The sequence below is a fragment of the Streptomyces sp. NPDC086766 genome, from assembly GCF_044746005.1.
In the GTDB taxonomy this organism is placed as follows: Bacteria; Actinomycetota; Actinomycetes; order Streptomycetales; family Streptomycetaceae; genus Streptomyces.
Map to the genome: position 1 here is coordinate 440,551 of NZ_JBIVBI010000005.1, position 22,804 is coordinate 463,354.

The following is a 22,804-nucleotide window of genomic DNA, read 5'->3' on the forward strand; positions in this document are numbered from 1 at the left end:
TCGGGCAGAAACGGAGGGGAGCCTGCTACGGATAAGCCGATGGTAGAGCCGTGACGGCGCGCGGTGACAGGGGGTTTCCACAATTTCGGTGCGGACCCGCGCCTCCGCGACCGCCGGAGGCCGCGTCGGTGAACGCTCAGACGTCCAGGGGCAGTTGCTGGACCAGCAGCTTTCCGGCCATGGTCACGCCGCCGTCCATCGCGATGGCGAGTCCGTCGGCGTAGACGTGCGGTCCCTCCACCACGGGGCCCGTGTCGTCCTCGCCGTCTTCCGAGCCGACCTCGCCCAGCAGATAGGGGATGGGGCTGTGGCCGTGAACGATGCGGTGGCCGCCGTAGGTGTCGAGCAGGGAGCGCACGGCGTCGGCGCCGCCCTCGTCGCGGAAGGAGAAGCGTTTGGTGAACTTGCGGAAGAGGTCCCACACCTCGTCGGCGTCGTTGCGCGTGATGGTCTCGCGCACGGTGTCGTTGACCGCCTCGATGGAGTCGCCGTAGTCGAGGTAGGCGGTGGTGTCGGAGTGCACGAGCAGGTGGCCGTCGACCTCCTCGACGGCGTCCAGGCGGGCCATCCACTGCAGGTGGTGGTCCTGGAGGCGGTCCATGTCGGACTTCTGGCCGCCGTTGAGCAGCCAGGCCGCCTGGAAGGTGGCGGTGCCCGCGCCGGAGTGGACGGGGGTGTCGCCGAACCGCTTGGCGCCGAGCAGCAGCAGCTCGTGGTTGCCCATGAGCGCCTTGCAGTAGCCGCCGGCCGCGGCCGCCTCGGCGGACAGCCGCATCACCAGGTCGATGACGCCGATGCCGTCCGGCCCGCGGTCGGTGAAGTCGCCGAGGAACCACAGCCGCGCGGTGCCGGCGCACCAGCGCCCCTCGGAGTCGACGAGCCCCTTGCCCCGCAGGGCGGCGAGGAGCTCGTCGAGATAGCCGTGCACGTCCCCGACGACGTACAGGGGGCCCTGGCCGGTGGCGGACCCCGGCGCCGGTTCGGCGGCCGGGTCGACGGCCACCTGCACCGTGTCGCCCCGGTTGATGACGGGCAGGTCGCGCTGCGTCGGCGTGTACGCGTCCGGGTAGCCCTCCCGGGCCGGCGCGGCGGTGTCGGCGGGCTGCGCGCCGTGGGCGTACGGACCGGTCTCGGGCACGTACGCGGGTACCCGGAAGTCGCGCAGCGTCGCCGTCCGCTCCACCTCGGGTCCCTGACCGGCCCCCTGAGTCATCGACCCCTCCACCATCGCGCCGCAGCTGCACCGCTTCGGACTGCCTGGTCGCAGCGGCCCGCGGTGTCGTGGGCCCATCATAGGAACGCGGATCGCGCCGTGTGATGACCCAGGGGTGGTGAATCGGAGCAGGACTCCGGTGCACCGCGGCTTTCGCCCCGATTGGGCGGTCTTCGGCGGTCCGGCGGGCGGCCGGCCCGGAGCCTTTCCTCCGGATCCGGCCGACTCCGGGCGACGCTGCCTCCCGGGTGCCCGAGCGAGGGCAGGCGCACGTGCCGGGCCCCGCGACCCCGGCACGATCCGAACGAGGGGTCCTACCGTCCCTCCGCTGTCCGGGGCGGGCTGACGGTCGTACGCGGCGGGCGCCGCTGGGACGAGGTGCGCACGATCAGTTCGGTCGGTATGACCTGTTCCACCGGCTGGTCCGACTCGACTCCCTCGATCGCGTCGATGAGGAGCTGGACCACCGCGGTGCCGATGCGGCGCGGCTTGAGGGAGAGCGTGGTGATGGGCGGCTCGGTGTTGGCGTACACCGTGGACTCGCTGCAGCACACGAGCAGCAGATCCTCGGGGACGCGCAGGCCGTAGCGGCGGGCGGCGGCGAGCAGGTCGGTGCCGTTCGGGTCGAACAGGCCGTACACGGCGTCCGGACGGTCGGGCCGGGCGAGCAGCCGGTCGGCGGCGACGGCGCCCGCGCACGGGTCGTGCGCCGGGTAGGCCTCGTACACCGGGTCCTGGCCGACCCGCTCGCACCAGCGCAGGTAGGCGGTGGTCGACAGGTGGGTGTACGTGTCGGTGGTGGTGCCGGTGAGCAGGCCGATGCGCCGGGCGCCGGCCTCGGCGAGATGGTCGAGGATGCCGAGGACCGCGGCCTCGTGGTCGTTGTCGACCCAGGCGGTGACCGGCAGGGTGCCGGCCGGGCGGCCGTCGCTGACGACCGGTAAGCCCTGGCGGACCAGCTCGCTCACCACCGGGTCCTGGTCGGAGGGGTCGATGACCACCGTGCCGTCCAGGGCGACGTTCGACCACACGTCGTGGCGCGAGGTCGCGGGCAGGATGACCAGGGCGTAGCCGCGGGCGAGCGCGGCGGAGGTGGCGGCCCGGGCCATCTCGGCGAAGTAGGCGAACTCCGTGAAGGTGAAAGGTTCATCCCCGTACGTCGTCACGGTCAGGCCGATGAGTCCCGACTTGCCGGTACGGAGGGTGCGGGCGGCGGCCGAGGGGCGGTACCCCAGCCGGTCGGCGACCTCGCGGACATGGCGGCGGGTGGCGTCCGGGAGCCTGCCCTTGCCGTTGAGGGCGTCGGAGACGGTCGTGATGGAGACCCCGGCGGCGGCGGCCACGTCTCTGATGCCCGCCCGTCCCGGTCGGCTGCCTCGACGTGAGGTTTCCGCGCGGCTCACCTGGTGCTTCCCTGCTGCTGTCATGGCGAGCCGATAGTAGGGCTCTTGCGGTGGGGTAGTGCGGACGCATATGCACGCGTTGACAGGCACGTTTCTGCATGGTCATCCGTAGTCAACTCCATTGGAAACCATGGCAGTTAAACGATCCAGCGCCAGTACGTGCCGTAGGGGCACGCATGGGCCTGTCGAGCCCTCGATGTCTCGAAGAGGTCTCAACTCACCTGCACGGGTGATGCGCGCCACGGCGTGAGCCACCGGCGCGTAGATATATGTGCGACGCGCCCCCTCATTCGTACAACTTCGTACAACGTTGCCCCCGGATGCCGGTGCGACGGGCGGAGTCCGGCCTTCCGCGCACGAGTGATGGCTCCCGACCCATACGCAGGCGCGCGGAATCCTCATAAGGTGAGCAGTATTGAAAGCCGGTGGTGGTCACGAGGAGGACTGCGGTGAGCGAGACGAGCCCGAAGCTGCGCGCCGAGCTGGAGGGTATCCCCACCTACAAGCCGGGCAAGCCCGCCGCGGCGGGGGGCCCGGTGGCGTACAAGCTGTCCTCCAACGAGAACCCCTATCCGCCGTTGCCGGGGGTGATGGAGACGGTCACGGCGGCCGCCTCCTCCTTCAACCGCTACCCCGACATGGCGTGCACGGCCCTGACGAACGAGCTGGCCGAGCGCTTCGGCGTGCCGGCCTCCCACGTGGCCACCGGGACCGGCTCGGTGGGCGTCGCCCAGCAGCTGATCCAGGCGACCAGCGGACCGGGCGACGAGGTCGTCTACGCCTGGCGGTCCTTCGAGGCGTACCCGATCATCACCCGGATCAGCGGCGCCACCTCGGTGCAGGTGCCGCTCACGCCGGGCGACGTGCACGACCTGGACGCGATGGCGGACGCGATCACCGACCGCACCCGGCTGGTCTTCGTCTGCAACCCGAACAACCCGACCGGCACGGTGGTGCGGCGGGCCGAGCTGGAGCGCTTCCTCGACCGGGTGCCCGGCGATGTGCTGGTGGTGCTGGACGAGGCCTACCGCGAGTTCATCCGCGACCCCGAGGTACCCGACGGCGTGGCGCTGTACCGGGACCGGCCCAACGTCTGCGTCCTGCGGACGTTCTCCAAGGCGTACGGCCTGGCCGGCCTGCGGGTGGGCTTCGCGATCGCCCACGAGCCGGTGGCGGCGGCGCTGCGCAAGACGGCGGTGCCGTTCGGTGTGAGCCAGCTCGCGCAGGAGGCGGCGGTCGCCTCGCTGCGCGCCGAGGACGAGCTGCTCGGCCGGGTCGGCTCGCTGGTGTGCGAGCGCACGCGCGTGGTGGACACGCTGCGGGGCCAGGGCTGGACGGTGCCCGAGACGCAGGCCAACTTCGTCTGGCTGCGGCTGGGGGAGCGCACGACGGCCTTCGCCGAGGCCTGCGAGCAGGCGGGCGTGGTGGTCCGGCCGTTCCCGAACGAGGGGGTGCGGGTGACGATCGGCGAGTGCGAGGCGAACGACATCTTCCTGAAGGTGACGGAGGCGTTCCGCAAGGAGGCCTGAGTCACGGCCCCGGCTCGGCCCGGGGCCGCCTCCCTCCGGCTCTTTCCTGCCGCTGTCGTTCCTGTTCCGCCCCTGTTCCGCCGCCTCTGTCGTGCCGCCTCCGGACCCGGTCCGGGGGCGGTTTCGTGTTCCGGGGGCCCGGAGGGGACCCCCACCTATCGGGCACCGAACGGGTATGCGTCATAATTGCTTGTGAATGTGAACGCGTTCACAAGCGCGTCCGATTGCTCCGTGATGTGCGTTACATCCCGGGTACGCGGTCGCCGTGATCGCTGCGAGGTAAGGAGAGTGACGACGTGGACCTGGCTCTTGCGCCGGAGACACTGGCGCGCTGGCAGTTCGGCATCACCACCGTCTACCACTTCCTGTTCGTCCCCCTGACGATCTCGCTGGCCGCTCTGACGGCCGGGTTGCAGACGGCCTGGGTGCGCACGGAGAACGAGAAGTACCTCAGGGCCACCAAGTTCTGGGGCAAGCTCTTTCTGATCAACATCGCCATGGGTGTGGTCACCGGCATCGTGCAGGAGTTCCAGTTCGGCATGAACTGGTCGGACTACTCCCGCTTCGTCGGCGACATCTTCGGCGCCCCGCTGGCCTTCGAGGCCCTGATCGCGTTCTTCTTCGAGTCCACCTTCATCGGACTGTGGATCTTCGGCTGGGACAAGCTGCCGAAGAAGATCCATCTGGCCTGCATCTGGATGGTGGCGATCGGCACGGTCCTGTCGGCCTACTTCATCCTCGCGGCCAACTCCTGGATGCAGCACCCCGTCGGCTACCGGATCAACCAGGCCAAGGGGCGCGCCGAGCTCACCGACTTCTGGGCGGTGCTGACCCAGAACACCGCGCTCAGCCAGGCCTTCCACACGCTCTCCGCGGCCTTCCTGACCGGCGGGGCCTTCATGGTCGGCATCGCCGCCTACCACCTCGCCCGCAAGAAGCACGTCCGCGAGATGAAGACCTCGCTGCGGCTCGGCCTGGTCACCGTCGTCATCGCCGGCCTGCTCACCGCGGTCAGCGGTGACGTCCTGGGCAAGGTCATGTTCAAGCAGCAGCCGATGAAGATGGCGGCGGCCGAGGCGCTGTGGGACGGCCAGGACTCCGCCCCGTTCTCGATCTTCGCCTACGGCGACGTGGAGAAGGGCCACAACAGCGTGGCCATCGAGATACCCGGCGTGCTGTCCTTCCTGGCCAACGACGACTTCACCTCCTACGTACCGGGCATCAACGACGTCAACAAGGCCGAGCAGCAGAAGTTCGGGCCCGGTGACTACCGGCCCAACATCCCGGTCACCTTCTGGGGCTTCCGCTGGATGATCGGCTTCGGCATGGCGTCCTTCGCCATCGGTCTCGCCGGTCTGTGGCTGACCCGCAAGAAGTTCATGCTGCCGCAGCACCTGAGGGTGGCCGAGGACGAGATCCCGCACCTGGTCCTGTTCCGGAACAAGGCACTCAGCCCGAAGCACACCACCTGGTACTGGCGCATCGCGATCTGGACCCTGGCCTTCCCGCTGATCGCCAACTCCTGGGGCTGGATCTTCACCGAGATGGGCCGTCAGCCCTGGGTCGTCTACGGCGTCCTGCAGACCCGGCACGCGGTCTCCCCCGGCGTCTCCCAGGCCGAGGTCCTCACCTCGATGACCGTCTTCACGCTGCTCTACGCCATCCTCGCCGTCGTCGAGGTGAAGCTGCTCGTGAAGTACGTCAAGGCCGGCCCGCCCGAGCTGACCGAGGCCGATCTCCACCCGCCCACGAAGATCGGCGGCGACTCCCGTGACGCCGACAAGCCGATGGCCTTCTCGTACTAGGCCGAGGGAGCTGCACAGTCATGGAACTGCACGACGTCTGGTTCGTCCTCATCGCCGTCCTGTGGACCGGCTACTTCTTCCTGGAGGGCTTCGACTTCGGGGTCGGCATCCTCACCAGGCTGCTGGCCCGCGACCGGCCGGAGCGGCGGGTCCTGATCAACACCATCGGACCCGTCTGGGACGGCAACGAGGTCTGGCTGCTCACCGCGGGCGGCGCCACCTTCGCGGCCTTCCCCGAGTGGTACGCCACGCTCTTCTCCGGCTTCTACCTGCCCTTGCTGGTCATCCTGGTCTCGCTGATCGTGCGGGGCGTCGCCTTCGAGTACCGGGCCAAGCGGCCCGAGGAGCACTGGCAGCGCAACTGGGAGACCGCGATCTTCTGGAGCTCGCTGATCCCCGCCTTCCTGTGGGGCGTGGCCTTCGGCAACATCGTGCGGGGCGTGAAGATCGACCGGAACCTGGAGTACGTCGGGACCGTCTGGGACCTGCTCAACCCGTACGCGCTCCTCGGCGGGCTGGTCACGCTGACCCTGTTCACCTTCCACGGCGCGGTGTTCACCGCGCTGAAGACCGTCGGTGACATCCGGGAGCGGGCGCGGAGGCTGGCCCTGTGGGTGGGCCTGGTGACGGCCGTCGCGGCGCTGGCCTTCCTGCTGTGGACGCAGGCCGAGACGGGCAACGGCCGGAGCCTGGTGGCGCTGGTCGTCGCGGTGCTCGCCCTGGTGGCCGCGCTGGTGGCGAACCAGGCGGGACGCGAGGGGTGGTCCTTCGCCCTGTCCGGCGTCACGATCGTGGCCGCGGTGGCGATGCTCTTCCTGTCCCTCTTCCCGGACGTCATGCCGTCCTCGCTGAACGAACAGTGGAGCCTGACGGTCACCAACGCCTCGTCCAGCCCGTACACCCTGAAGATCATGACCTGGTGCGCGGGAATCGCCACCCCGATCGTCCTGCTCTACCAGGGGTGGACCTACTGGGTCTTCCGCAAGCGGATCGGCACGCAGCACCTCGCCGACGCCGCGCACTGAGTCCGAACGGGGTGTGTTTCACGTGAAACACACCCCTCTGGGCCGAAGGGCTTGTCTCCCGTGAAACCGATCGATCCGCGCCTCCTCCGTCACGCCCGCGCCACCCGGTTCTTCCTCGCGGCGGTCATCGGCCTGGGTGCCGTCGGCGCGGGACTGGTCATCGCGCAGGCGATGCTCCTCGCCGAGCTGGTGGTGGGCGCCTTCCAGCACCGGATGCCGGTCGCCGAACTCCGCGCTCCCCTGCTGCTGTTGGTGGCCGTCGCCTGCGGCCGCGCGCTGGTCTCCTGGCTCACCGAGCTGGCCGCGCACCGGGCGAGCGCCGCGGTGAAGTCCGAGCTGCGCGGGCGGCTGCTGGAGCGGGCCGCGGCCCTCGGTCCCGTCCGGCCGGGCGGGCAGCGGACCGGCTCGCTGGTCGCCCTGGCCACCCGGGGCGTCGACGCCCTGGACGACTACTTCTCGCGCTATCTGCCCCAGTTGGGGCTCGCGGTGGTCGTCCCGGTGGCGGTGCTGGCGCGGATCGTCACCGAGGACTGGGTGTCGGCGGCCATCATCGTCTGCACCCTGCCCCTCATCCCCGTGTTCATGATGCTGATCGGCTGGGCGACGCAGTCGCGGATGGACCGGCAGTGGAGGCTGCTGTCCCGGCTGTCCGGGCACTTCCTCGACGTCGTCGCCGGGCTGCCGACCCTGAAGGTGTTCGGCCGGGCCAAGGCGCAGGCGGAGTCCATCCGGCGCATCACCGGCGAGTACCGGCGAGCCACCATGCGGACCCTGCGGATCGCCTTCCTCTCCTCGTTCGCGCTGGAGCTGCTCGCCACCCTGTCCGTGGCCCTGGTCGCCGTCACCATCGGTATGCGGCTGGTCGACGGCGATCTGGCCCTGTACGACGGCCTGGTCGTCCTCGTGCTGGCGCCTGAGGCGTATCTGCCGCTGCGTCAGGTCGGGACGCAGTACCACGCCGCGGCGGAGGGGCTGGCGGCGGCCGAGGAGATCTTCGCCGTGCTCGAGACGCCGGTGCCGGAGTCCGGCCGGGGCGCCGTCCCGGCGGGGGCGGTGGCCTTCGAGGGCGTGAGCGTCCGCTACCCGGGCCGGTCCGCCGACGCCGTGAGCGATGTGTCCTTCATCGTGGAACCCGGAGAGACGGTGGCCCTGGTCGGGCCGAGCGGGGCGGGCAAGTCGACCCTGCTGAACGTCCTGCTGGGGTTCGTCCGGCCCACCGGGGGGCGGGTGCGGATCGGCGGGGCCGATCTGGCGGACCTCGATCCGGAGCAGTGGCGGTCACGTGTCGCCTGGGTGCCGCAGCGGCCGCACCTGTACGCCGGCACCATCGCCGAGAACGTACGGCTCGCGCGGCCCGACGCGGACGACGCGGCGGTACGGCGGGCGCTGGCCGACGCCGGTGCGCTGGAGTTCGTCGACGCGCTGCCCGAGGGAGCGGACACCGCGCTGGGTGAGGACGGGGCCGGGCTGTCCGCCGGGCAGCGGCAGCGCCTGGCGCTGGCCCGGGCCTTCCTCGCGGACCGGCCGGTCCTGCTGCTGGACGAGCCCACGGCCGCGCTGGACGGGGCGACCGAGGCCGAAGTCGTCGACGCGGTACGGCGTCTGTCCGTGGGGCGGACGGTGCTGCTGGTGGTGCACCGCCCCGCGCTGCTGGGGGTGGCGGACCGCGTGGTGCGGCTCCGGGAGGCCGAGGGCGCCGAGGTCGAGGGTGCGGGGGCCGAGGCTGAAGGAGCCGAGGGCGCCGGACTGGTCGCGCACGCCTCCGGGGCCCGCATGAGCGCGGCGGAGACCGCGGAGGAAACCATGGGGGAGTCCGTCGCGCCCTCCGTGCCGGCCGAGCCGGAGAGCGGTGCCACGGCGGTCTCCGGCGGCGTCCTCGCACGCGTCCGGGCCATGTCCGGCCCCCGGCGCGGCCGGCTCGCTCTCGCCCTGCTGCTCGGCGGCCTCGCGCTCGCCAGTGCCGTAGGGCTGATGGCCACCTCGGGGTGGCTCATCTCGCGGGCCTCGCAGCAGCCCCCCGTGCTGTACCTGATGATGGCGGTGACGGCGACGCGCGCCTTCGGTATCGGACGTGCGGTCTTCCGGTACGCCGAGCGCCTGGTGTCGCACGACGCGGTGCTGCGGATGCTGGCCGACACCCGGGTGGCGGTCTACCGGCGGCTGGAACGGCTGGCGCCCGCCGGACTGCGCCGGACCCGCCGGGGCGATCTGCTGTCCCGGCTCGTCGCCGACGTGGACGCGCTCCAGGACTACTGGCTGCGCTGGCTGCTGCCGGCCGGAGCCGCCGTGCTGGTCTCGGCCGCCTCCGTGGCGTTCACGGCCTGGCTGCTGCCGGAGGCCGGAGCGGTGCTGGCGGCCGGGCTGCTGGCCGCCGGGGCCGGCGTCCCCCTGGTCACCGGAGCCGTGGCCCGGCGCGCCGAGCACCGGCTCGCCCCCGCCCGCGGCGTGCTCGCGACCCGGGTGACCGATCTGCTCACCGGGACCGCCGAACTCACGGTCGCCGGTGCCCTGCCCGCCCGTACCGCCGAGGCGCGGCGGGCCGACACCGTGCTCACCCGGATCGCCTCGCGCGCCGCCACCGCCACCGCGCTGGGCGACGGGCTCACCGCGCTGATCTCGGGCCTGACGGTCGCGGCGGCGGCCCTCGCCGGCGCCCGGGGGGTCGCGGACGGGCGGCTGGCCGGGGTGGCCATGGCCGTCGTCGTCCTCATCCCGTCGGCCGCCTTCGAGGCCGTGCTCGGGATGCCGCTCGCCGCGCAGTACCGGCAGCGGGTGCGCCGCAGCGCGGAGCGGGTGTACGAGGTCCTGGACGCCCCCGAGCCCGTCCGCGAACCGGAACGGCCGGGGCGCGCGCCCGCCTCTCCCTTCCCGCTCGTCGTGACGGACCTCACGGCCCGTCACGCGGGTCAGGAAACGGATGCCCTGAGCGGTCTCGACCTGACGCTGGACCGGGGGCGCCGGATCGCGGTGGTCGGGCCGTCCGGGTCCGGCAAGACCACGCTGGCCCAGGTGCTGCTGCGGTTCCTGGACGCGCGGGCCGGTGCGTACACGCTGGGCGGGGTCGACGCGTACGCGCTGGACGGCGACGACGTACGGCGGTGTGTCGGGCTGTGCGCCCAGGACGCGCACCTCTTCGACAGCTCCGTACGGGAGAACCTGCTGCTGGCGAGGAAGGACGCCACCGAGGCCGAGGTGCGGGACGCGCTCGCGCGGGCCCGGCTGCTCGACTGGGTGGACGGTCTGCCCGACGGCCTCGACACCCTCGTCGGCGAGCACGGCGCGCGGCTGTCCGGCGGTCAGCGGCAGCGGCTGGCACTGGCCCGCGCGCTGCTCGCCGACTTCCCGGTCCTCGTGCTCGACGAGCCCGCCGAGCACCTGGACCTGCCGACGGCCGACGCCCTCACCGCCGATCTGCTGGCCGCCACCGAGGGCCGCACGACGCTCCTCATCACGCACCGGCTGGCCGGGCTGGAGAGCGTCGACGAGGTGATCGTCCTCGACCGGGGACGTGTGGTGCAGCGGGGCCCCTACGCGGAGCTGGCCGCCCTGCCGGGGCCGCTGCGGCGGATGGTGGCGCGGGAGGCGGAGGCGGAGCTGCTCCTGATGGCGGCGCGCCAGGACCCGTCCCGGCCGGGCGGCGCGCCGCCCGTCACAGCCGTTCCGCGAGCAGCTGCTCGATGACGACCGCGACCCCGTCCTCGTTGTTGGCCACCGTCCGTCCGGAGGCCGCGGCGATCACGGCCGGGTGGGCGTTGCCCATGGCGTAGGAACGGCCGGCCCAGGTCAGCATCTCCACGTCGTTGGGCATGTCGCCGAAGGCGACGACCTGCTCGTGCGAGATGCCGCGCTCGGCGCAGCACAGGGCGAGCGTGCTGGCCTTGGAGACGCCCGGGCCGCTGATCTCCAGCAGGGCGCTGGGGCTGGACCGGGTGATGGTGACGCGCTCGCCGACGGCGAGGCGGGCGAGGGTGAGGAAGGCGTCGGGGTCCAGCTCGGGGTGGTAGGCGAGCACCTTCAGGATCGGCTGGTCGGTGCCGGCCCCGTCCACGGCCAGCAGCTCCTCGGCGGGCGCGCGCGTGTCCGGCACCTCCATGTGCAGCTTCGGATAGGCCGGCTCCTGGTAGAAGCCGTAGGTCTGCTCGACGGCGTACACCGTGCCCGGCGCCGCGTCCCGCAGCAGTCCCACGGCGTCCAGCGCGTTCTCCCGGGCCAGGTCCCGCACCTTGACGAAGCGGTGGGCGCCGGGCCCGCCGTGCAGGTCGACCACGGCGGCGCCGTTGCCGCAGATCGCCAGGCCGTGGCCGTGCACATGGTCGCTGACGACGTCCATCCAGCGGGCCGGGCGGCCGGTGACGAAGAAGACCTCGACGCCCGCCTCCTCGGCGGCGGCGAGGGCGGCGACCGTGCGGGGGGACACCGACTTGTCGTCGCGCAGCAGCGTTCCGTCGAGGTCGGTGGCGATCAGCCGCGGTGGGCCGACGGGGGCACCGCCCCGCTCGCGCGAGGTCGAGAGCATGGGTGAGGCGGCCGGGACGGCGGGCTGTCGAGTCGCTGAGGTCACCACGCCATTGTCCCGCACATGCCCGCCCGGCCGGGCGGGTCCGCGCACATGTGATGAGGACCTCCGCACATCTGAGGAGTCACCCCGCGGAGCCGGCCTCACGGAGAGCACTCCGGTGGACCACCTCACGGGCCTTTCCCCGGATCCCGCCCCCAGAGGAGTCACCCCGCAGACGTCATCCGAGCTGGGCCGGTGCCTCCCGTGCGATCTGCTCGAAGACCTTCTCGTCGGCCGCGAAGTCCGAGTCGGGGATCGGCCAGTGGACCACGATCTCGGTGAACCCCAGTTCCTTGTGGCGCCCGGCGAAGTCCACGAACGCGTCGAGGGACTCCAGCGGACGGCCCCGGTCCGGGGTGAACCCGGTGAGCAGGATCCGGTCCAGCTCGGAGACGTCCCGTCCGATCGTGTCGCAGGCGGCGGCCAGCTTGTCGCTCTGGTCGCGCAGCGCCTGGAGCGACTGCTCCGGGGTGCCGTTCTCGTAGAGCCTCGGGTCGCCGGTGGTCACCCACGCCTGCCCGTGACGCGCGGCGAGCCGCAGCCCGCGCGGACCGGTGGCCGCCACCGCGAACGGCAGCCGGGGCCGCTGCACACAGCCGGGGATGTTGCGCGCCTCGTGCGCCGAGTAGAAGTCGCCCTTGTACGACACGGCGTCCTCGGTCAGCAGCCGGTCGAGCAGTGGAATGAACTCGGCGAGCCGGTCGGCCCGCTCCCGCGGGGTCCAGGGCTCCTGGCCGAGCGCGGTGGCGTCGAAGCCGGTGCCGCCCGCACCGATGCCGAGCGTGACGCGGCCGCCGGAGATGTCGTCGAGGGAGATGAGCTCCTTGGCGAGGGTGACCGGGTGCCGGAAGTTCGGCGAGGTCACCAGCGTGCCCAGGCGCAGCCGCTCGGTCGCGGCCGCCGCGGCGGTCAGGGTCGGGACGGCACCGAACCAGGGGCCGTCCCGGAAGCTGCGCCACGACAGGTGGTCATAGGTGTAGGCGGTGTGGAAGCCCAGCTCCTCGGCACGCGTCCATGCCCCGCGGCCCCCCTCGTGCCAGCGGCGGTACGGGAGGATCACGGTGCTCAGGCGCAGACTCATGGGCCCGAGCCTATGCGCCGCCGTGGTTTCACGTGAAACGCCAACTCCTCTCCCGAGCCCGGCCCCCCGCCGGAACCTCTACCGGTTCCCTGGGAGGCGCAGATACCGCGGAGGCACCGCCCGCGTCAGCCACACCCCGTTCGCGCTGACGTGGAAGACATGGCCGTCGCGGTGCATCGCGGCCGCGTCGACGGAGAGGACGACCGGGCGCCCCCGGCGGGCGCCCACGCGGGTCGCGGTCTCGCGGTCGGCTGAGAGGTGCACGTCGTGACGGCTCATGGGGCGGAGCCCCTCGGCGCGGATCGCGTCCAGGTGGCGGGCCACGGTCCCGTGGAAGAGGTGGGGTGGCGGGGTCGCGGGCGGCAGCCCGAGGGTGACCTCGATGCTGTGGCCCTGGCTGGCGCGGATCCGGGTGCCCTCGATCGCGAAGCGCCGCTTGTCGTTGACGGCGACCACATGGTCCAGTTCCTCGCGCGTGAAGGGCAAGCCGTGTGCGCCGGCCGCTGCGATCAGCACGTCGATCTCCACCCAGCCTGCCGCGTCCGGCACCAGCCCGATCCGTTCGGGCTGGTGGCGGAGGTGTTTCGACAGGTACTTCGACACCGTGACGGTGCGTCTTTCGTCCATTTCCCCAGCCTGCCGGGGGAGACGCGGATCACGCAGCCGAATTTCCCGGTGAAGGTTTGATCCACAAGCAGGCCGGGTTATCCACAGGCTGAGCCCGCGATTCTGTGGACAACCACCCGCCCGCTCGGGGGTCGGCAGGACCGACTGGAGGGACTTCCGCTCACAGCGGGGGCTCGGCCCGCGCGAGTCTGCGCAGCGCCCCCGGCGCGAACCGGGACATCGCGCGCAGCACCCGCGCCTCCGGCGTCACCGGGACCACCGCCTCGTTGCGGGCGACCGCGCGCAGGATCGCGTCGGCGACCTTCTCCGGCGGGTAGTTCCGCAGCCCGTACAGGCGGGCCGCGCGCTTCTGCCGGCGACGCTCCTCCTCGGCGCCGACCCCCGCGAAGCGCGCCGTCGACGTGATGGCGGTGTTGACGAAGCCGGGACAGACCGCGGTGACGCCGATGCCCCGCCCGGCCAGCTCGGCGCGCAGGCACTCGCTGAGCATCAGCACCGCCGCCTTGGAGGTGCTGTAGGCGGGCAGCGCCCGGGAGGGCTGGTAGGCCGCCGCGGAGGCGGTGTTGACGATGTGGCCGCCCTGCCCGCGCTCGGCCATCTGCCGTCCGAAGAGGCGGCAGCCGTGGATCACGCCCCACAGATTGACGTCGAGGACCTTCCGCCAGTCCTCCGGCGTGGTGTCGAGGAAGGAGCCGGCCAGTCCGATGCCGGCGTTGTTGACCAGCACGTCCACCACGCCGTACGCGTCGGCGACCTTGGCTGCGAGCTTCTCCATCGCCTGTTCGTCGGAGACGTCCACCGTCTCCGCCCAGGCGGACGGCGCGCCGTGCAGCCGGGACAGCTCGGCGGTGCGGGCGGCGGCCTCCGCGTCCCGGTCGACGGCGACCACCCGGGCCCCGGCCTCGGCGAAGGCGAGCGCCGTGGCCCGCCCGATGCCGCTGCCCGCCCCGGTGACGAGCACGAGCTGCCCGCCGAAGCGGTCGGCGTGCTTCCCGGTCGCCGCCGGTACGGGACGCCCTCCCTCGGTGGCCGTCACGAACTCCGAGATCCAGGCCGCCACCTGGTCCGGCCGGGTGCGGGGGATCCAGTGCCCGGCGGGCAGCGTCCGGCGCACCAGCTCCGGCGCCCACCGCTCCAGGTCGTCGTACAGCCGCTCCGACAGGAACGCGTCCCCTTCCGGGGTGACGAGCTGCACGGGCACGTGGGCGTAGGCGTCCGGGCGCGGCCTGCGCAGCCGGGCCCGGACGTTGTCCCGGTAGAGCCAGGCGCCGTGCGCCGCGTCCGTCGGCAGTGACGCGGTGGGGTAGTCCCCGCCGGGCACCTTCTCCACGCGCCGGAGGATCTCCGGCCACCGCCTGCCGAGCGGGCCGCGCCAGGCCAGCTCCGGCAGCACCGGGGTGTGCAGCAGGTACACGTACCAGGACCGGGCGCCCTGGCCGAGGAGCTGTCCGACCCGGCGCGGGGTGGGCCGCTTGATCCGCCGGCCGATCCAGTGGCCGAAGTGGTCGAGCGAGGGCCCGGACATCGAGGTGAAGGAGGCGATCCGGCCCTTGGTGCGCCCGACGGTGACGAACTCCCAGGACTGCACCGAGCCCCAGTCGTGTCCCACCAGATGCACCGGCCGGCCGGGGCTGACCGCGTCGATCACGGCCAGGAAGTCGTCGGTGAGCTTCTCCAGGGTGAAGCCGCCGCGCAGCGGCCGGGGCGCGGTGGAGCCACCGTGGCCCCGTACGTCGTACAGCACGACGTGGAAGCGGTCGGCGAGCCGCCCGGCCACCTCCGACCAGACCTCCTTGCTGTCCGGGTAGCCGTGCACCAGGACGACCGTCGGCCGCGCCGGGTCGCCGAGCTCGGCCACGCACAGCTCGACCCCGCCGGTCGCCACCCGGCGCTCCCGCGCCCCCTTCACTGAGGGCACGCGCGCCCCGTCCCCTCCGCCCGGCGCGGCACCGCCCCGCGCCCGCCTTCCACCGTCCACCGGTCCACCCAGCCCTTCGGCCGCCGTAAGTGTCCGTCACGTGATCTGGCGACTGTGGCAGTTGTTAGACCGATCGTCAATAGCGGGGAAGGCCGGGGGAAGACCGGGGCAGAGGACGGGAGGAACCAGGCAGAACGGCCGACCCGGCTGAGACCTCAGGGGGACCCCCGCGGCCCCGTACGACTGGAGGCTGACACCAACACTGCTCTGGGGTCTGACGACGGCCCCGGCGGGCGTCACTACCGTCTACGACGTGACTGTGATCGCGACCGAAAGCCTGAGCAAGCGGTTCCCCCGGGTGACCGCGCTCGACCGGCTCTCCGTGGACGTCGGGCCCGGTGTGACCGGACTCGTCGGCGCCAACGGGGCCGGCAAGTCCACCCTGATCAAGATCCTGCTGGGTCTGTCCCCCGCCACCGAGGGCCGCGCCGAGGTGCTCGGCCTCGACGTCGCCACCCAGGGCGCCGCCATCCGCGAACGGGTCGGCTACATGCCGGAGCACGACTGCCTGCCGCCCGACGTCTCGGCCACCGAGTTCGTCGTCCACATGGCCCGCATGTCCGGCCTCCCGCCCACCGCCGCGCGCGAGCGCACCGCCGACACCCTGCGCCACGTCGGCCTCTACGAGGAGCGCTACCGCCCCATCGGCGGCTACTCCACCGGCATGAAGCAGCGCGTCAAGCTCGCCCAGGCCCTGGTGCACGACCCGCGGCTGGTCTTCCTCGACGAGCCCACCAACGGCCTCGACCCGGTCGGCCGCGACGAGATGCTCGGCCTGATCCGCCGCATCCACACCGACTTCGGCATCTCGGTCCTGGTCACCTCGCACCTGCTGGGCGAGCTGGAACGCACCTGCGACCACGTCGTCGTCATCGACGGCGGCACCCTGCTCCGCTCCAGCTCCACCACCGACTTCACCCAGACCACCACCACCCTCGCCGTCGAGGTCACCGACACCGACGAGCACCCGGACGGCACCCGCGCGTTGCGCGACGCGCTCCACGCGCGCGGGGTGACGACCCAGGACGGCACCGGCCTGCCGGGCGCCGGCCACGTCCTGCTGCTCACCGCCCAGGGCGAGGAGACGTACGACGTGGTGCGGGACGTCATCGCGGACCTCGGGCTCGGCCTGGTGCGCATGGAACAGCGCAGGCACCACATCTCGGAGGTCTTCCGGGACGACGACGCACGGCACGGCGCAGAGCGGAAGGAGGCGGTCGGCCATGGCGGTTGAGCAGCCCACGCGGACACCCGTCCCGCCCTCGGGGGACCAGACCCGCATCCACGACATCGGCTACCGCGGCTACGACGGCCCCCGACTCGGCCGCGCCTACGCCCGCCGCTCGCTGTACTCGCAGTCCCTGCGCGGCGCCTACGGCCTCGGCCGCTCGCTGAAGTCCAAGGTGCTGCCGATGCTGCTGTTCGTGGTGATGTGCGTGCCCGCGGCGATCATGGTCGCCGTCGCGGTCGCCACGAAGATGAAGGACCTGCCCGTCGACTACACGCGCTACGCCATCATCATGCAGGGCGTCATCAGCCTGTACGTCGCCTCGCAGGCACCCCAGTCGGTCTCCCGCGACCTGCGGTTCAAGACCGTGCCGTTGTACTTCTCGCGGCCCATCGAGACCGTCGACTACGTCCGCGCCAAGTACGCCGCCCTGGCCTCGGCGCTGTTCGTCCTGACCGCCGCGCCGCTGCTCGTGCTCTACGTGGGCGCCCTGCTGGCCAAGATGGACTTCGCCCACCAGACCAGGGGATTCGCCGAGGGACTCGTCTCCGTGACCCTGCTCTCCCTGCTCCTGGCCGGGATCGGCCTGGTCGTCGCCGCCGTCACCCCGCGCCGCGGCTTCGGCATCGCCGCCGTGATCGCCGTCCTGACCATCTCCTACGGCGCCGTCTCCACCCTGCAGGCCATCGCCGACGCCCAGGGCAGCACCGGCGCGATCGCCTGGATCGGCCTCTTCTCGCCGCTCACCCTCATCGACGGCGTGCAGACGGCCTTCCTGGGCGCGACCTCGTCCTTCCCCGGCGGGGCCGGCGCGGGCCCCTCCCACGCGGAGGGCGCCGTCTACGTCCTCGCCGTACTGGGACTCATCGCCGCGTGCCACGGCCTCCTCGTGCGCCGCTACAAGAAGGTGGGACTGTGACGACCCTCAGCATCGACCACGTCTCCCGCTGGTTCGGCAACGTGGTCGCCGTCAACGACGTCACCATGACGATCGGCCCCGGCGTCACCGGCCTGCTCGGCCCCAACGGCGCCGGCAAGTCCACCCTGATCAACATGATGGGCGGGTTCCTCGCCCCCTCCACCGGCTCCGTCACCCTCGACGGGCAGCCGGTGTGGCGCAACGAGCGCATCTACCGGCACATCGGCGTCGTCCCCGAGAGGGAGGCGATGTACGACTTCCTCACCGGCCGTGAGTTCGTCCTCGCCAACGCCGAACTGCACGGCCTCGGCGCGAAGGCCGCCCAGCGCGCCCTCGCCACGGTCGAGATGGAGTACGCGCAGGACCGGAAGATCTCCACGTACTCCAAGGGCATGCGGCAGCGCGTGAAGATGGCCTCCGCACTGGTCCACGACCCCTCGCTGCTGCTGCTCGACGAGCCGTTCAACGGCATGGACCCGCGCCAGCGGATGCAGCTGATGGACCTGCTGCGGCGCATGGGCGACGAGGGCCGCACGGTGCTGTTCTCCTCGCACATCCTGGAGGAGGTCGAGCAGCTCGCCCGGCACATCGAGGTCGTCGTCGCCGGACGGCACGCGGCCAGCGGCGACTTCCGCCGCATCCGCCGCCTGATGACCGACCGGCCGCACCGCTACCTGGTCCGCTCCAGCGACGACCGCGCCCTCGCCGCCGCGCTGATCGCCGACCCGTCCACGTCCGGCATCGAGGTCGACCTCGCCGAGGGCGCGTTGCGGATCCAGGCCGTCGACTTCGGCCGGTTCACCGCCCTGCTGCCGAGGGTGGCCCGGGACCACGGCATCCGCCTGCTCACGGTCTCGCCGTCCGACGAGTCCCTCGAGTCCGTCTTCTCGTATCTGGTCGCGGCGTAGGAGGCCGAAGATGTACGACCCCACAGTCGCCCGGCTCACCTACCGCGGCCTGCTCGGCCGCCGCCGCGCCCTCGTCCTCGGCGCGCTGCCGCTGCTGCTGATCGTGATCGCCGTCGCCGTCCGCGCCCTCGCCGGCGCCGACGACCAGACCGCGGTCAACGTCCTCGGCGGGTTCGCCCTCGCCACCATGGTGCCGCTCATCGGCGTCATCGCCGGCACCGGCGCCATCGGACCGGAGATCGACGACGGCTCGGTGGTGTACCTGCTGTCCAAGCCGCTGAAGCGGCCGACGATCATCTTCACCAAGCTGATCGTGGCGATCGCGGTGACGATGGTGTTCTCCGCCGTGCCGACGCTGATCGCCGGCCTGATCCTCAACGGCAACGGCCAGCAGATCGCGGTGGCCTACACGGTGGCCGCGCTGGTCGCCTCGATCGCCTACGCGGCGCTCTTCCTGCTGCTCGGCACGGTCTCCCGGCACGCGGTGGTCTTCGGCCTGGTCTACGCGCTGGTCTGGGAGGCGCTGTTCGGCTCCCTGGTGCCCGGGGCGCGCACGCTGAGCGTCCAGCAGTGGTCGCTGGCGGTGGCGCACCAGGTGGCCGGTGGGGACCTCGTGACCTCCGAGGTCGGACTGACGACGGCGACGGTGCTGCTGGTCGCGGTCACCGTGCTGGCCACCTGGTTCGCCGGGCAGAAGCTGCGCTCGCTGACCCTGGCCGGCGAGGAGTGACCCGCTGGTCCCGCCGTCCGCGGCGGGGCCGGCGACCTGCCCTTATTCGATGGCGTACGCGGCGGCGTCCGGGCACAGTGGTGGTGCGGACGGCGCCGCGACGCAACCGGCGCACCGCCCGGGGCGGCCGCTTCGAGCACGCGACGCGCCGTCGCGTGGGCCGCCCTCGGGCGTGCCGCCCGAGCGCCCGCGGGCGCTACCCGAGCAGCCGCTCCAGCACCACCGCGATGCCGTCCTCCTCGTTGGAGGCCGTCACCTCGTCGGCCACCGCCTTCAGCTCCTCGTGCGCGTTGGCCATGGCCACGCCCCGGGACGCCCAGGCGAACATCGGGATGTCGTTGGGCATGTCGCCGAAGGCCAGGGTGTCGGCGGCCTTCGCGCCCAGTCGGCGGGCCGCCAGCGACAGGCCGGTGGCCTTCGACAGGCCGAGCGGGAGGAGCTCGACGATGCCCTCCCCGGCCATGGTGACCGAGACGAAGCCGCCCGCGGTCTGCCGGGCCACCTCGGCGAGCTCGTCGTCCGACAGCGTCGGGTGCTGGACGTAGATCTTGTTCAGGGGCGCCGACCACAGGTCGGAGACGTCCGTGAACGGCGTCGCCGGGAGCGCGCCGGTGACCGCGTAACCGGGCCCCACCAGCACCTCGCCGTCCAGGCCGTCACGGCTCGCCGCCAGGTACAGCGCGCCGACCTCGGCCTCGATCTTGGCCAGGGCCACGGCCGCCAGCTGCCGGTCCAGGGTCACCGACGTCAGCAGACGGTGCTCCCCGGCGTGGTAGACCTGCGCGCCCTGCCCGCAGACCGCGAGGCCCCGGTAGCCGAGGTCGTCGAGTATGTGCCGGGTCCAGGGGACCGCGCGCCCGGTCACCACGATGTGCGCGGCGCCCACCGCGGTGACCGCGGCGAGTGCCTCACGCGTGCGTGACGAGACCGACTCGTCGGGGCGCAGCAGCGTCCCGTCGAGGTCGGTCGCGATCAGCTTGTACGGGAACGCCTCGGCGGCGGCGCTCACCTGGTCACCGGTTCCAGGACCTCCCGGCCGCCGAGGTAGGGGCGCAGCACCGGCGGCACCCACACGGAGCCGTCGGCCTGCTGGTGGTTCTCCAGGAGCGCGACGATCGTCCGCGGGACGGCGCACAGCGTGCCGTTGAGCGTGGCCAGCGGACGGACGGTCTTGCCGTCGCGGACGCGGATCTGCAGGCGGCGGGACTGGAACTCGGTGCAGTCCGAGGTGGAGGTCAGCTCGCGGTACTTGCCCTGGGTGGGGACCCAGGCCTCGCAGTCGAACTTGCGCGCGGCCGAGGCGCCGAGGTCGCCCGAGGCGACGTCGATGACCCGGAACGGCAGCTCCAGCGACGACAGCCACTGCTTCTCCCACTCCAGCAGACGCCGGTGCTCCTCCTGCGACTCCTCCGGCGCGACGTAGGTGAACATCTCGACCTTGTCGAACTGGTGCACGCGGAAGATGCCCCGGGTGTCCTTGCCGTGCGAGCCCGCCTCGCGGCGGAAGCAGGGCGAGAAGCCCGCGTAGCGCAGCGGCAGGCGGTCCGCGTCGATGATCTCGTCCATGTGGTACGCGGCGAGCGGCACCTCGGAGGTGCCGACCAGGTAGAGGTCGTCCTTCTCGAGGTGGTAGACGTCCTGGGCGGCCTGGCCGAGGAAGCCGGTGCCGGCCATCGACTGGGGGCGGACCAGCGCCGGGGGCAGCATCGGCGTGAAGCCGGCCGCCGTGGCCTGCGCGATCGCCGCGTTCACCAGGGCGAGCTCCAGCAGGGCGCCGACGCCGGTGAGGAAGTAGAAGCGCGAGCCGGACACCTTGGCGGCACGCTCGACGTCGATCGCGCCGAGGAGCTGTCCGAGCTCCAGGTGGTCCTTGGGCTCGAAGCCCTCGGCGGCGAAGTCGCGGATCGTGCCGTGCGTCTCCAGCGTGACGAAGTCCTCCTCGCCGCCCACCGGGACGTCGGGGTGCACGAGGTTGCTCAGCCTCTGGAGGAGTTCCTGGGTCTCGTGGGCGGCCGCGTCGCGCTCGGCGTCGGCCGTCTTGACGTCGGCGGCGAGCTGGCCGGCCTTCTTCAGCAGCTCGGCCTTCTCGTCCCCGGCGGCCTTGGGGATGAGCTTGCCGAGCGCCTTCTGCTCGGCGCGCAGTTCGTCGAAGCGGACGCCGGACGACCTGCGCCGCTCGTCGGCAGACAGGAGAGCGTCGACGAGCGCGACGTCCTCTCCACGGGCGCGCTGCGACGCGCGCACACGGTCGGGGTCCTCACGGAGCAGGCGAAGGTCAATCACGCGGCCAAGGCTACCGGTGCCGCGTTCCGGCTCACGACCCTGTATTCCGAACCGCGGCTTACCCACCGTTATGGAGGAATTGCCCCCAGTGTCAATAAGTCGTGTCTCACTCCCTGGGACGGAGCAGTCGGCGGGCGTGGTGTTGACTGGACTTCCGTGCGGGAACGGGGACTTGGCCGGCCCCTTGTCCACAGGAATCCTCCGGCCGGGAAAGTTATCCACAGGCTGTGCGAAAGATCTGTGGACTTCGGAATTGATCACTCCGGAAGGGTGGGCCGGAGGGAAGAATTCCCGGTGCAAACCCCCGTGACACCCGCGTTCGGGTGGAAAAGGGTCGCCCCAAAAGATGAACCAAAGGAAACGGGTGGACGAAGGGTGATGCGTGCGGCGGTGGCCGCACTGAGGGCTCGAAGGGTGATTTGTCGACTGAGTGGCACTTCGGTGTCGACTTGTCCCCAGGTCGAGAACGGGGCCTGTGGATAACTTCTGTGGATAACGCCGCCGGGCGGCCCCGACCGGCGGAGACGTGCCCTAGAAGCGGCCGTCCTGGCAGCGTGCCACCCACTCCGCCGCGGCCACGAACTCCTCGTCCGAGGTCCCGCGCGACGTCGGCCGTACGCCGGCCGCGCCGATGTCCGCACGCGGGTACGAGCCCAGGAAGCGCACCTGGAGGCAGATCCGCCGCAGCCCCATCAGCGCCTCGGCCATGCGCCGGTCGTTGATGTGGCCCTCGGCGTCGACGCAGAAGCAGTAGTTGCCGATGCCGGCCCCCGTCGGGCGGGACTGGAGCAGCATCAGGTTGATGCCCCGGGTGGCGAACTCGCCGAGCAGGTCACGCAGCCCACCCGGGTGGTCGTCGCGCTGCCACAGCACCACGGAGGTCTTGTCCGCCCCGGTCGGGGCGGCGGGCCGGGCGGGACGGCCGACCAGGACGAACCGCGTCTGCGCGTTCTCCGCGTCGTGGATCCCCGTCTCCAGGGCCTCCAGGCCGTACCGCGCGGCCGCGAACTCCCCGGCGAACGCGGCGTCGTAGCGGCCCTCCTGCACCAGGCGGGCGCCGTCCGCGTTGGAGGCGGCCGATTCCCACAGGGCGTCCGGGAGATTGGCCTTCAGCCAGTTGCGCACCTGCGGCTGGGCGGCCGGGTGGGCGGTGACCGTCTTGATGTCCGACAGTGCGGTGCCGGGCCGTACCAGCAGCGCGAAGGTGATCGACAGCAGCACCTCGCGGTAGATCATCAGCGGCTCGCCCGCGACCAGCTCGTCGAGGGTGGTGGTGATGCCGCCCTCGACCGAGTTCTCGATCGGCACGAACGCGGCCTCGGCCTCCCCGGCGCGGACCGCGTCCAGGGCCGACTGCACGGACACGTAGGGGATCAGCTCCCGGGTGGCCGTCTCGGGAAGCGTGCGCAGGGCGACTTCGGTGAAGGTGCCTTCGGGACCGAGATACGCGTAACTCGCTGGCATGACCTCACCCTAATGGCCTTCTGGAGCCTCGGCCCACGCGTCTCACGGGCGCC

The 22,804-nt window shown here is 72.0% G+C and carries 17 protein-coding genes; 8 read left to right on the top strand and 9 right to left on the bottom strand.

What is annotated here, in order from left to right; genetic code table 11:
* Positions 1-136 precede the first annotated feature (136 nt).
* Both ACIPM1_RS12640 and ACIPM1_RS12645 read right to left on the bottom strand, forming a co-directional pair.
* Positions 137-1,228: a metallophosphoesterase gene (locus tag ACIPM1_RS12640; RefSeq protein ID WP_402432751.1), complete on the bottom strand. Its 1,092-nt coding sequence runs from the start codon at positions 1,226-1,228 to the stop codon at positions 137-139.
* A 299-nt stretch (positions 1,229-1,527) separates the two neighbouring features.
* A complete protein-coding gene (locus ACIPM1_RS12645) occupies positions 1,528-2,640 on the bottom strand; it encodes a LacI family DNA-binding transcriptional regulator (protein WP_356181286.1) in 1,113 nt (370 codons plus the stop codon).
* A 425-nt stretch (positions 2,641-3,065) separates the two neighbouring features.
* On the opposite strand from ACIPM1_RS12645, the gene hisC reads away from it, so the two are divergent.
* The 4 genes from hisC to cydD all read left to right on the top strand — a co-directional run bounded on the left by hisC (position 3,066) and on the right by cydD (position 10,656).
* Positions 3,066-4,145, top strand: coding sequence for a histidinol-phosphate transaminase (hisC, locus tag ACIPM1_RS12650; protein WP_402432754.1), 1,080 nt, complete (start codon positions 3,066-3,068; stop codon positions 4,143-4,145).
* A gap of 296 nt (positions 4,146-4,441) precedes the next feature.
* Complete coding sequence (locus ACIPM1_RS12655) at positions 4,442-5,950, top strand: cytochrome ubiquinol oxidase subunit I (protein ID WP_402432757.1); 1,509 nt, start codon at positions 4,442-4,444, stop codon at positions 5,948-5,950.
* A gap of 20 nt (positions 5,951-5,970) precedes the next feature.
* Positions 5,971-6,975, top strand: coding sequence for a cytochrome d ubiquinol oxidase subunit II (gene cydB / locus ACIPM1_RS12660; protein WP_402432760.1), 1,005 nt, complete (start codon positions 5,971-5,973; stop codon positions 6,973-6,975).
* 60 nt (positions 6,976-7,035) lie between these two features.
* Entirely contained in the window at positions 7,036-10,656 is a 3,621-nt protein-coding gene (gene cydD, locus ACIPM1_RS12665; RefSeq protein WP_402432763.1) for a thiol reductant ABC exporter subunit CydD, read from the top strand.
* Here the strand turns inward: cydD and ACIPM1_RS12670 are convergent.
* The 4 genes from ACIPM1_RS12670 to ACIPM1_RS12685 form a co-directional block, all read right to left on the bottom strand.
* Complete coding sequence (locus tag ACIPM1_RS12670) at positions 10,625-11,554, bottom strand: Cof-type HAD-IIB family hydrolase (RefSeq protein WP_402432964.1); 930 nt, start codon at positions 11,552-11,554, stop codon at positions 10,625-10,627. The genes cydD and ACIPM1_RS12670 overlap by 32 nt on opposite strands.
* A gap of 157 nt (positions 11,555-11,711) precedes the next feature.
* Positions 11,712-12,614 carry an LLM class flavin-dependent oxidoreductase gene (locus ACIPM1_RS12675; RefSeq protein WP_402432766.1) on the bottom strand — a complete coding sequence of 301 codons (903 nt, stop codon included), beginning with the start codon at positions 12,612-12,614 and terminating at the stop codon, positions 11,712-11,714.
* Positions 12,615-12,692: 78 nt separating this feature from the next.
* Positions 12,693-13,241 (bottom strand): RNA 2'-phosphotransferase, encoded by a 549-nt coding sequence (locus ACIPM1_RS12680; RefSeq protein WP_402432769.1) that lies wholly within the window; start codon positions 13,239-13,241, stop codon positions 12,693-12,695.
* Between the two features lie 160 nt (positions 13,242-13,401).
* Positions 13,402-15,150, bottom strand: coding sequence for an SDR family oxidoreductase (locus ACIPM1_RS12685; protein ID WP_402432967.1), 1,749 nt, complete (start codon positions 15,148-15,150; stop codon positions 13,402-13,404).
* A gap of 283 nt (positions 15,151-15,433) precedes the next feature.
* Between ACIPM1_RS12685 and ACIPM1_RS12690 the strand changes: the two genes are divergently transcribed.
* The 4 genes from ACIPM1_RS12690 to ACIPM1_RS12705 are packed head-to-tail and all read left to right on the top strand — an operon-like array spanning position 15,434 to position 19,004.
* A complete protein-coding gene (locus tag ACIPM1_RS12690; protein WP_402432970.1) occupies positions 15,434-16,453 on the top strand; it encodes an ABC transporter ATP-binding protein in 1,020 nt (339 codons plus the stop codon).
* Positions 16,443-17,366 (top strand): ABC transporter permease, encoded by a 924-nt coding sequence (locus ACIPM1_RS12695; protein ID WP_402432772.1) that lies wholly within the window; start codon positions 16,443-16,445, stop codon positions 17,364-17,366. The genes ACIPM1_RS12690 and ACIPM1_RS12695 overlap by 11 nt, the downstream gene beginning before the upstream one ends.
* Positions 17,363-18,274: an ABC transporter ATP-binding protein gene (locus tag ACIPM1_RS12700; protein WP_356181255.1), complete on the top strand. Its 912-nt coding sequence runs from the start codon at positions 17,363-17,365 to the stop codon at positions 18,272-18,274. The genes ACIPM1_RS12695 and ACIPM1_RS12700 overlap by 4 nt, the downstream gene beginning before the upstream one ends.
* A gap of 10 nt (positions 18,275-18,284) precedes the next feature.
* A complete protein-coding gene (locus ACIPM1_RS12705) occupies positions 18,285-19,004 on the top strand; it encodes an ABC transporter permease subunit (protein ID WP_402432776.1) in 720 nt (239 codons plus the stop codon).
* A gap of 196 nt (positions 19,005-19,200) precedes the next feature.
* Here ACIPM1_RS12705 and ACIPM1_RS12710 read toward each other — a convergent pair whose 3' ends face one another.
* The 3 genes from ACIPM1_RS12710 to pheA all read right to left on the bottom strand — a co-directional run bounded on the left by ACIPM1_RS12710 (position 19,201) and on the right by pheA (position 22,751).
* Positions 19,201-20,013 carry an HAD family hydrolase gene (locus tag ACIPM1_RS12710; protein WP_356181249.1) on the bottom strand — a complete coding sequence of 271 codons (813 nt, stop codon included), beginning with the start codon at positions 20,011-20,013 and terminating at the stop codon, positions 19,201-19,203.
* Positions 20,010-21,287, bottom strand: a complete 1,278-nt coding sequence (serS, locus tag ACIPM1_RS12715) for a serine--tRNA ligase (protein WP_402432779.1) — start codon at positions 21,285-21,287, stop codon at positions 20,010-20,012. Before serS ends, ACIPM1_RS12710 begins: the two co-directional genes overlap by 4 nt.
* Before the next feature lie 531 nt (positions 21,288-21,818).
* Positions 21,819-22,751 carry a prephenate dehydratase gene (gene pheA, locus ACIPM1_RS12720; RefSeq protein ID WP_402432782.1) on the bottom strand — a complete coding sequence of 311 codons (933 nt, stop codon included), beginning with the start codon at positions 22,749-22,751 and terminating at the stop codon, positions 21,819-21,821.
* Positions 22,752-22,804: the final 53 nt, after the last annotated feature.

Coding starts and splice junctions, on each gene's coding strand:
- ACIPM1_RS12640 (WP_402432751.1), bottom strand. CDS start 1,228: ATGGTGGAGGGGTCGATGACTCAGGGGGCCGGTCAGGGACCCGAGGTG.
- ACIPM1_RS12645 (WP_356181286.1), bottom strand. CDS start 2,640: ATGACAGCAGCAGGGAAGCACCAGGTGAGCCGCGCGGAAACCTCACGT.
- cydB (WP_402432760.1), top strand. CDS start 5,971: ATGGAACTGCACGACGTCTGGTTCGTCCTCATCGCCGTCCTGTGGACC.
- ACIPM1_RS12675 (WP_402432766.1), bottom strand. CDS start 12,614: ATGAGTCTGCGCCTGAGCACCGTGATCCTCCCGTACCGCCGCTGGCAC.
- ACIPM1_RS12680 (WP_402432769.1), bottom strand. CDS start 13,241: ATGGACGAAAGACGCACCGTCACGGTGTCGAAGTACCTGTCGAAACAC.
- ACIPM1_RS12695 (WP_402432772.1), top strand. CDS start 16,443: ATGGCGGTTGAGCAGCCCACGCGGACACCCGTCCCGCCCTCGGGGGAC.
- ACIPM1_RS12705 (WP_402432776.1), top strand. CDS start 18,285: ATGTACGACCCCACAGTCGCCCGGCTCACCTACCGCGGCCTGCTCGGC.
- pheA (WP_402432782.1), bottom strand. CDS start 22,751: ATGCCAGCGAGTTACGCGTATCTCGGTCCCGAAGGCACCTTCACCGAA.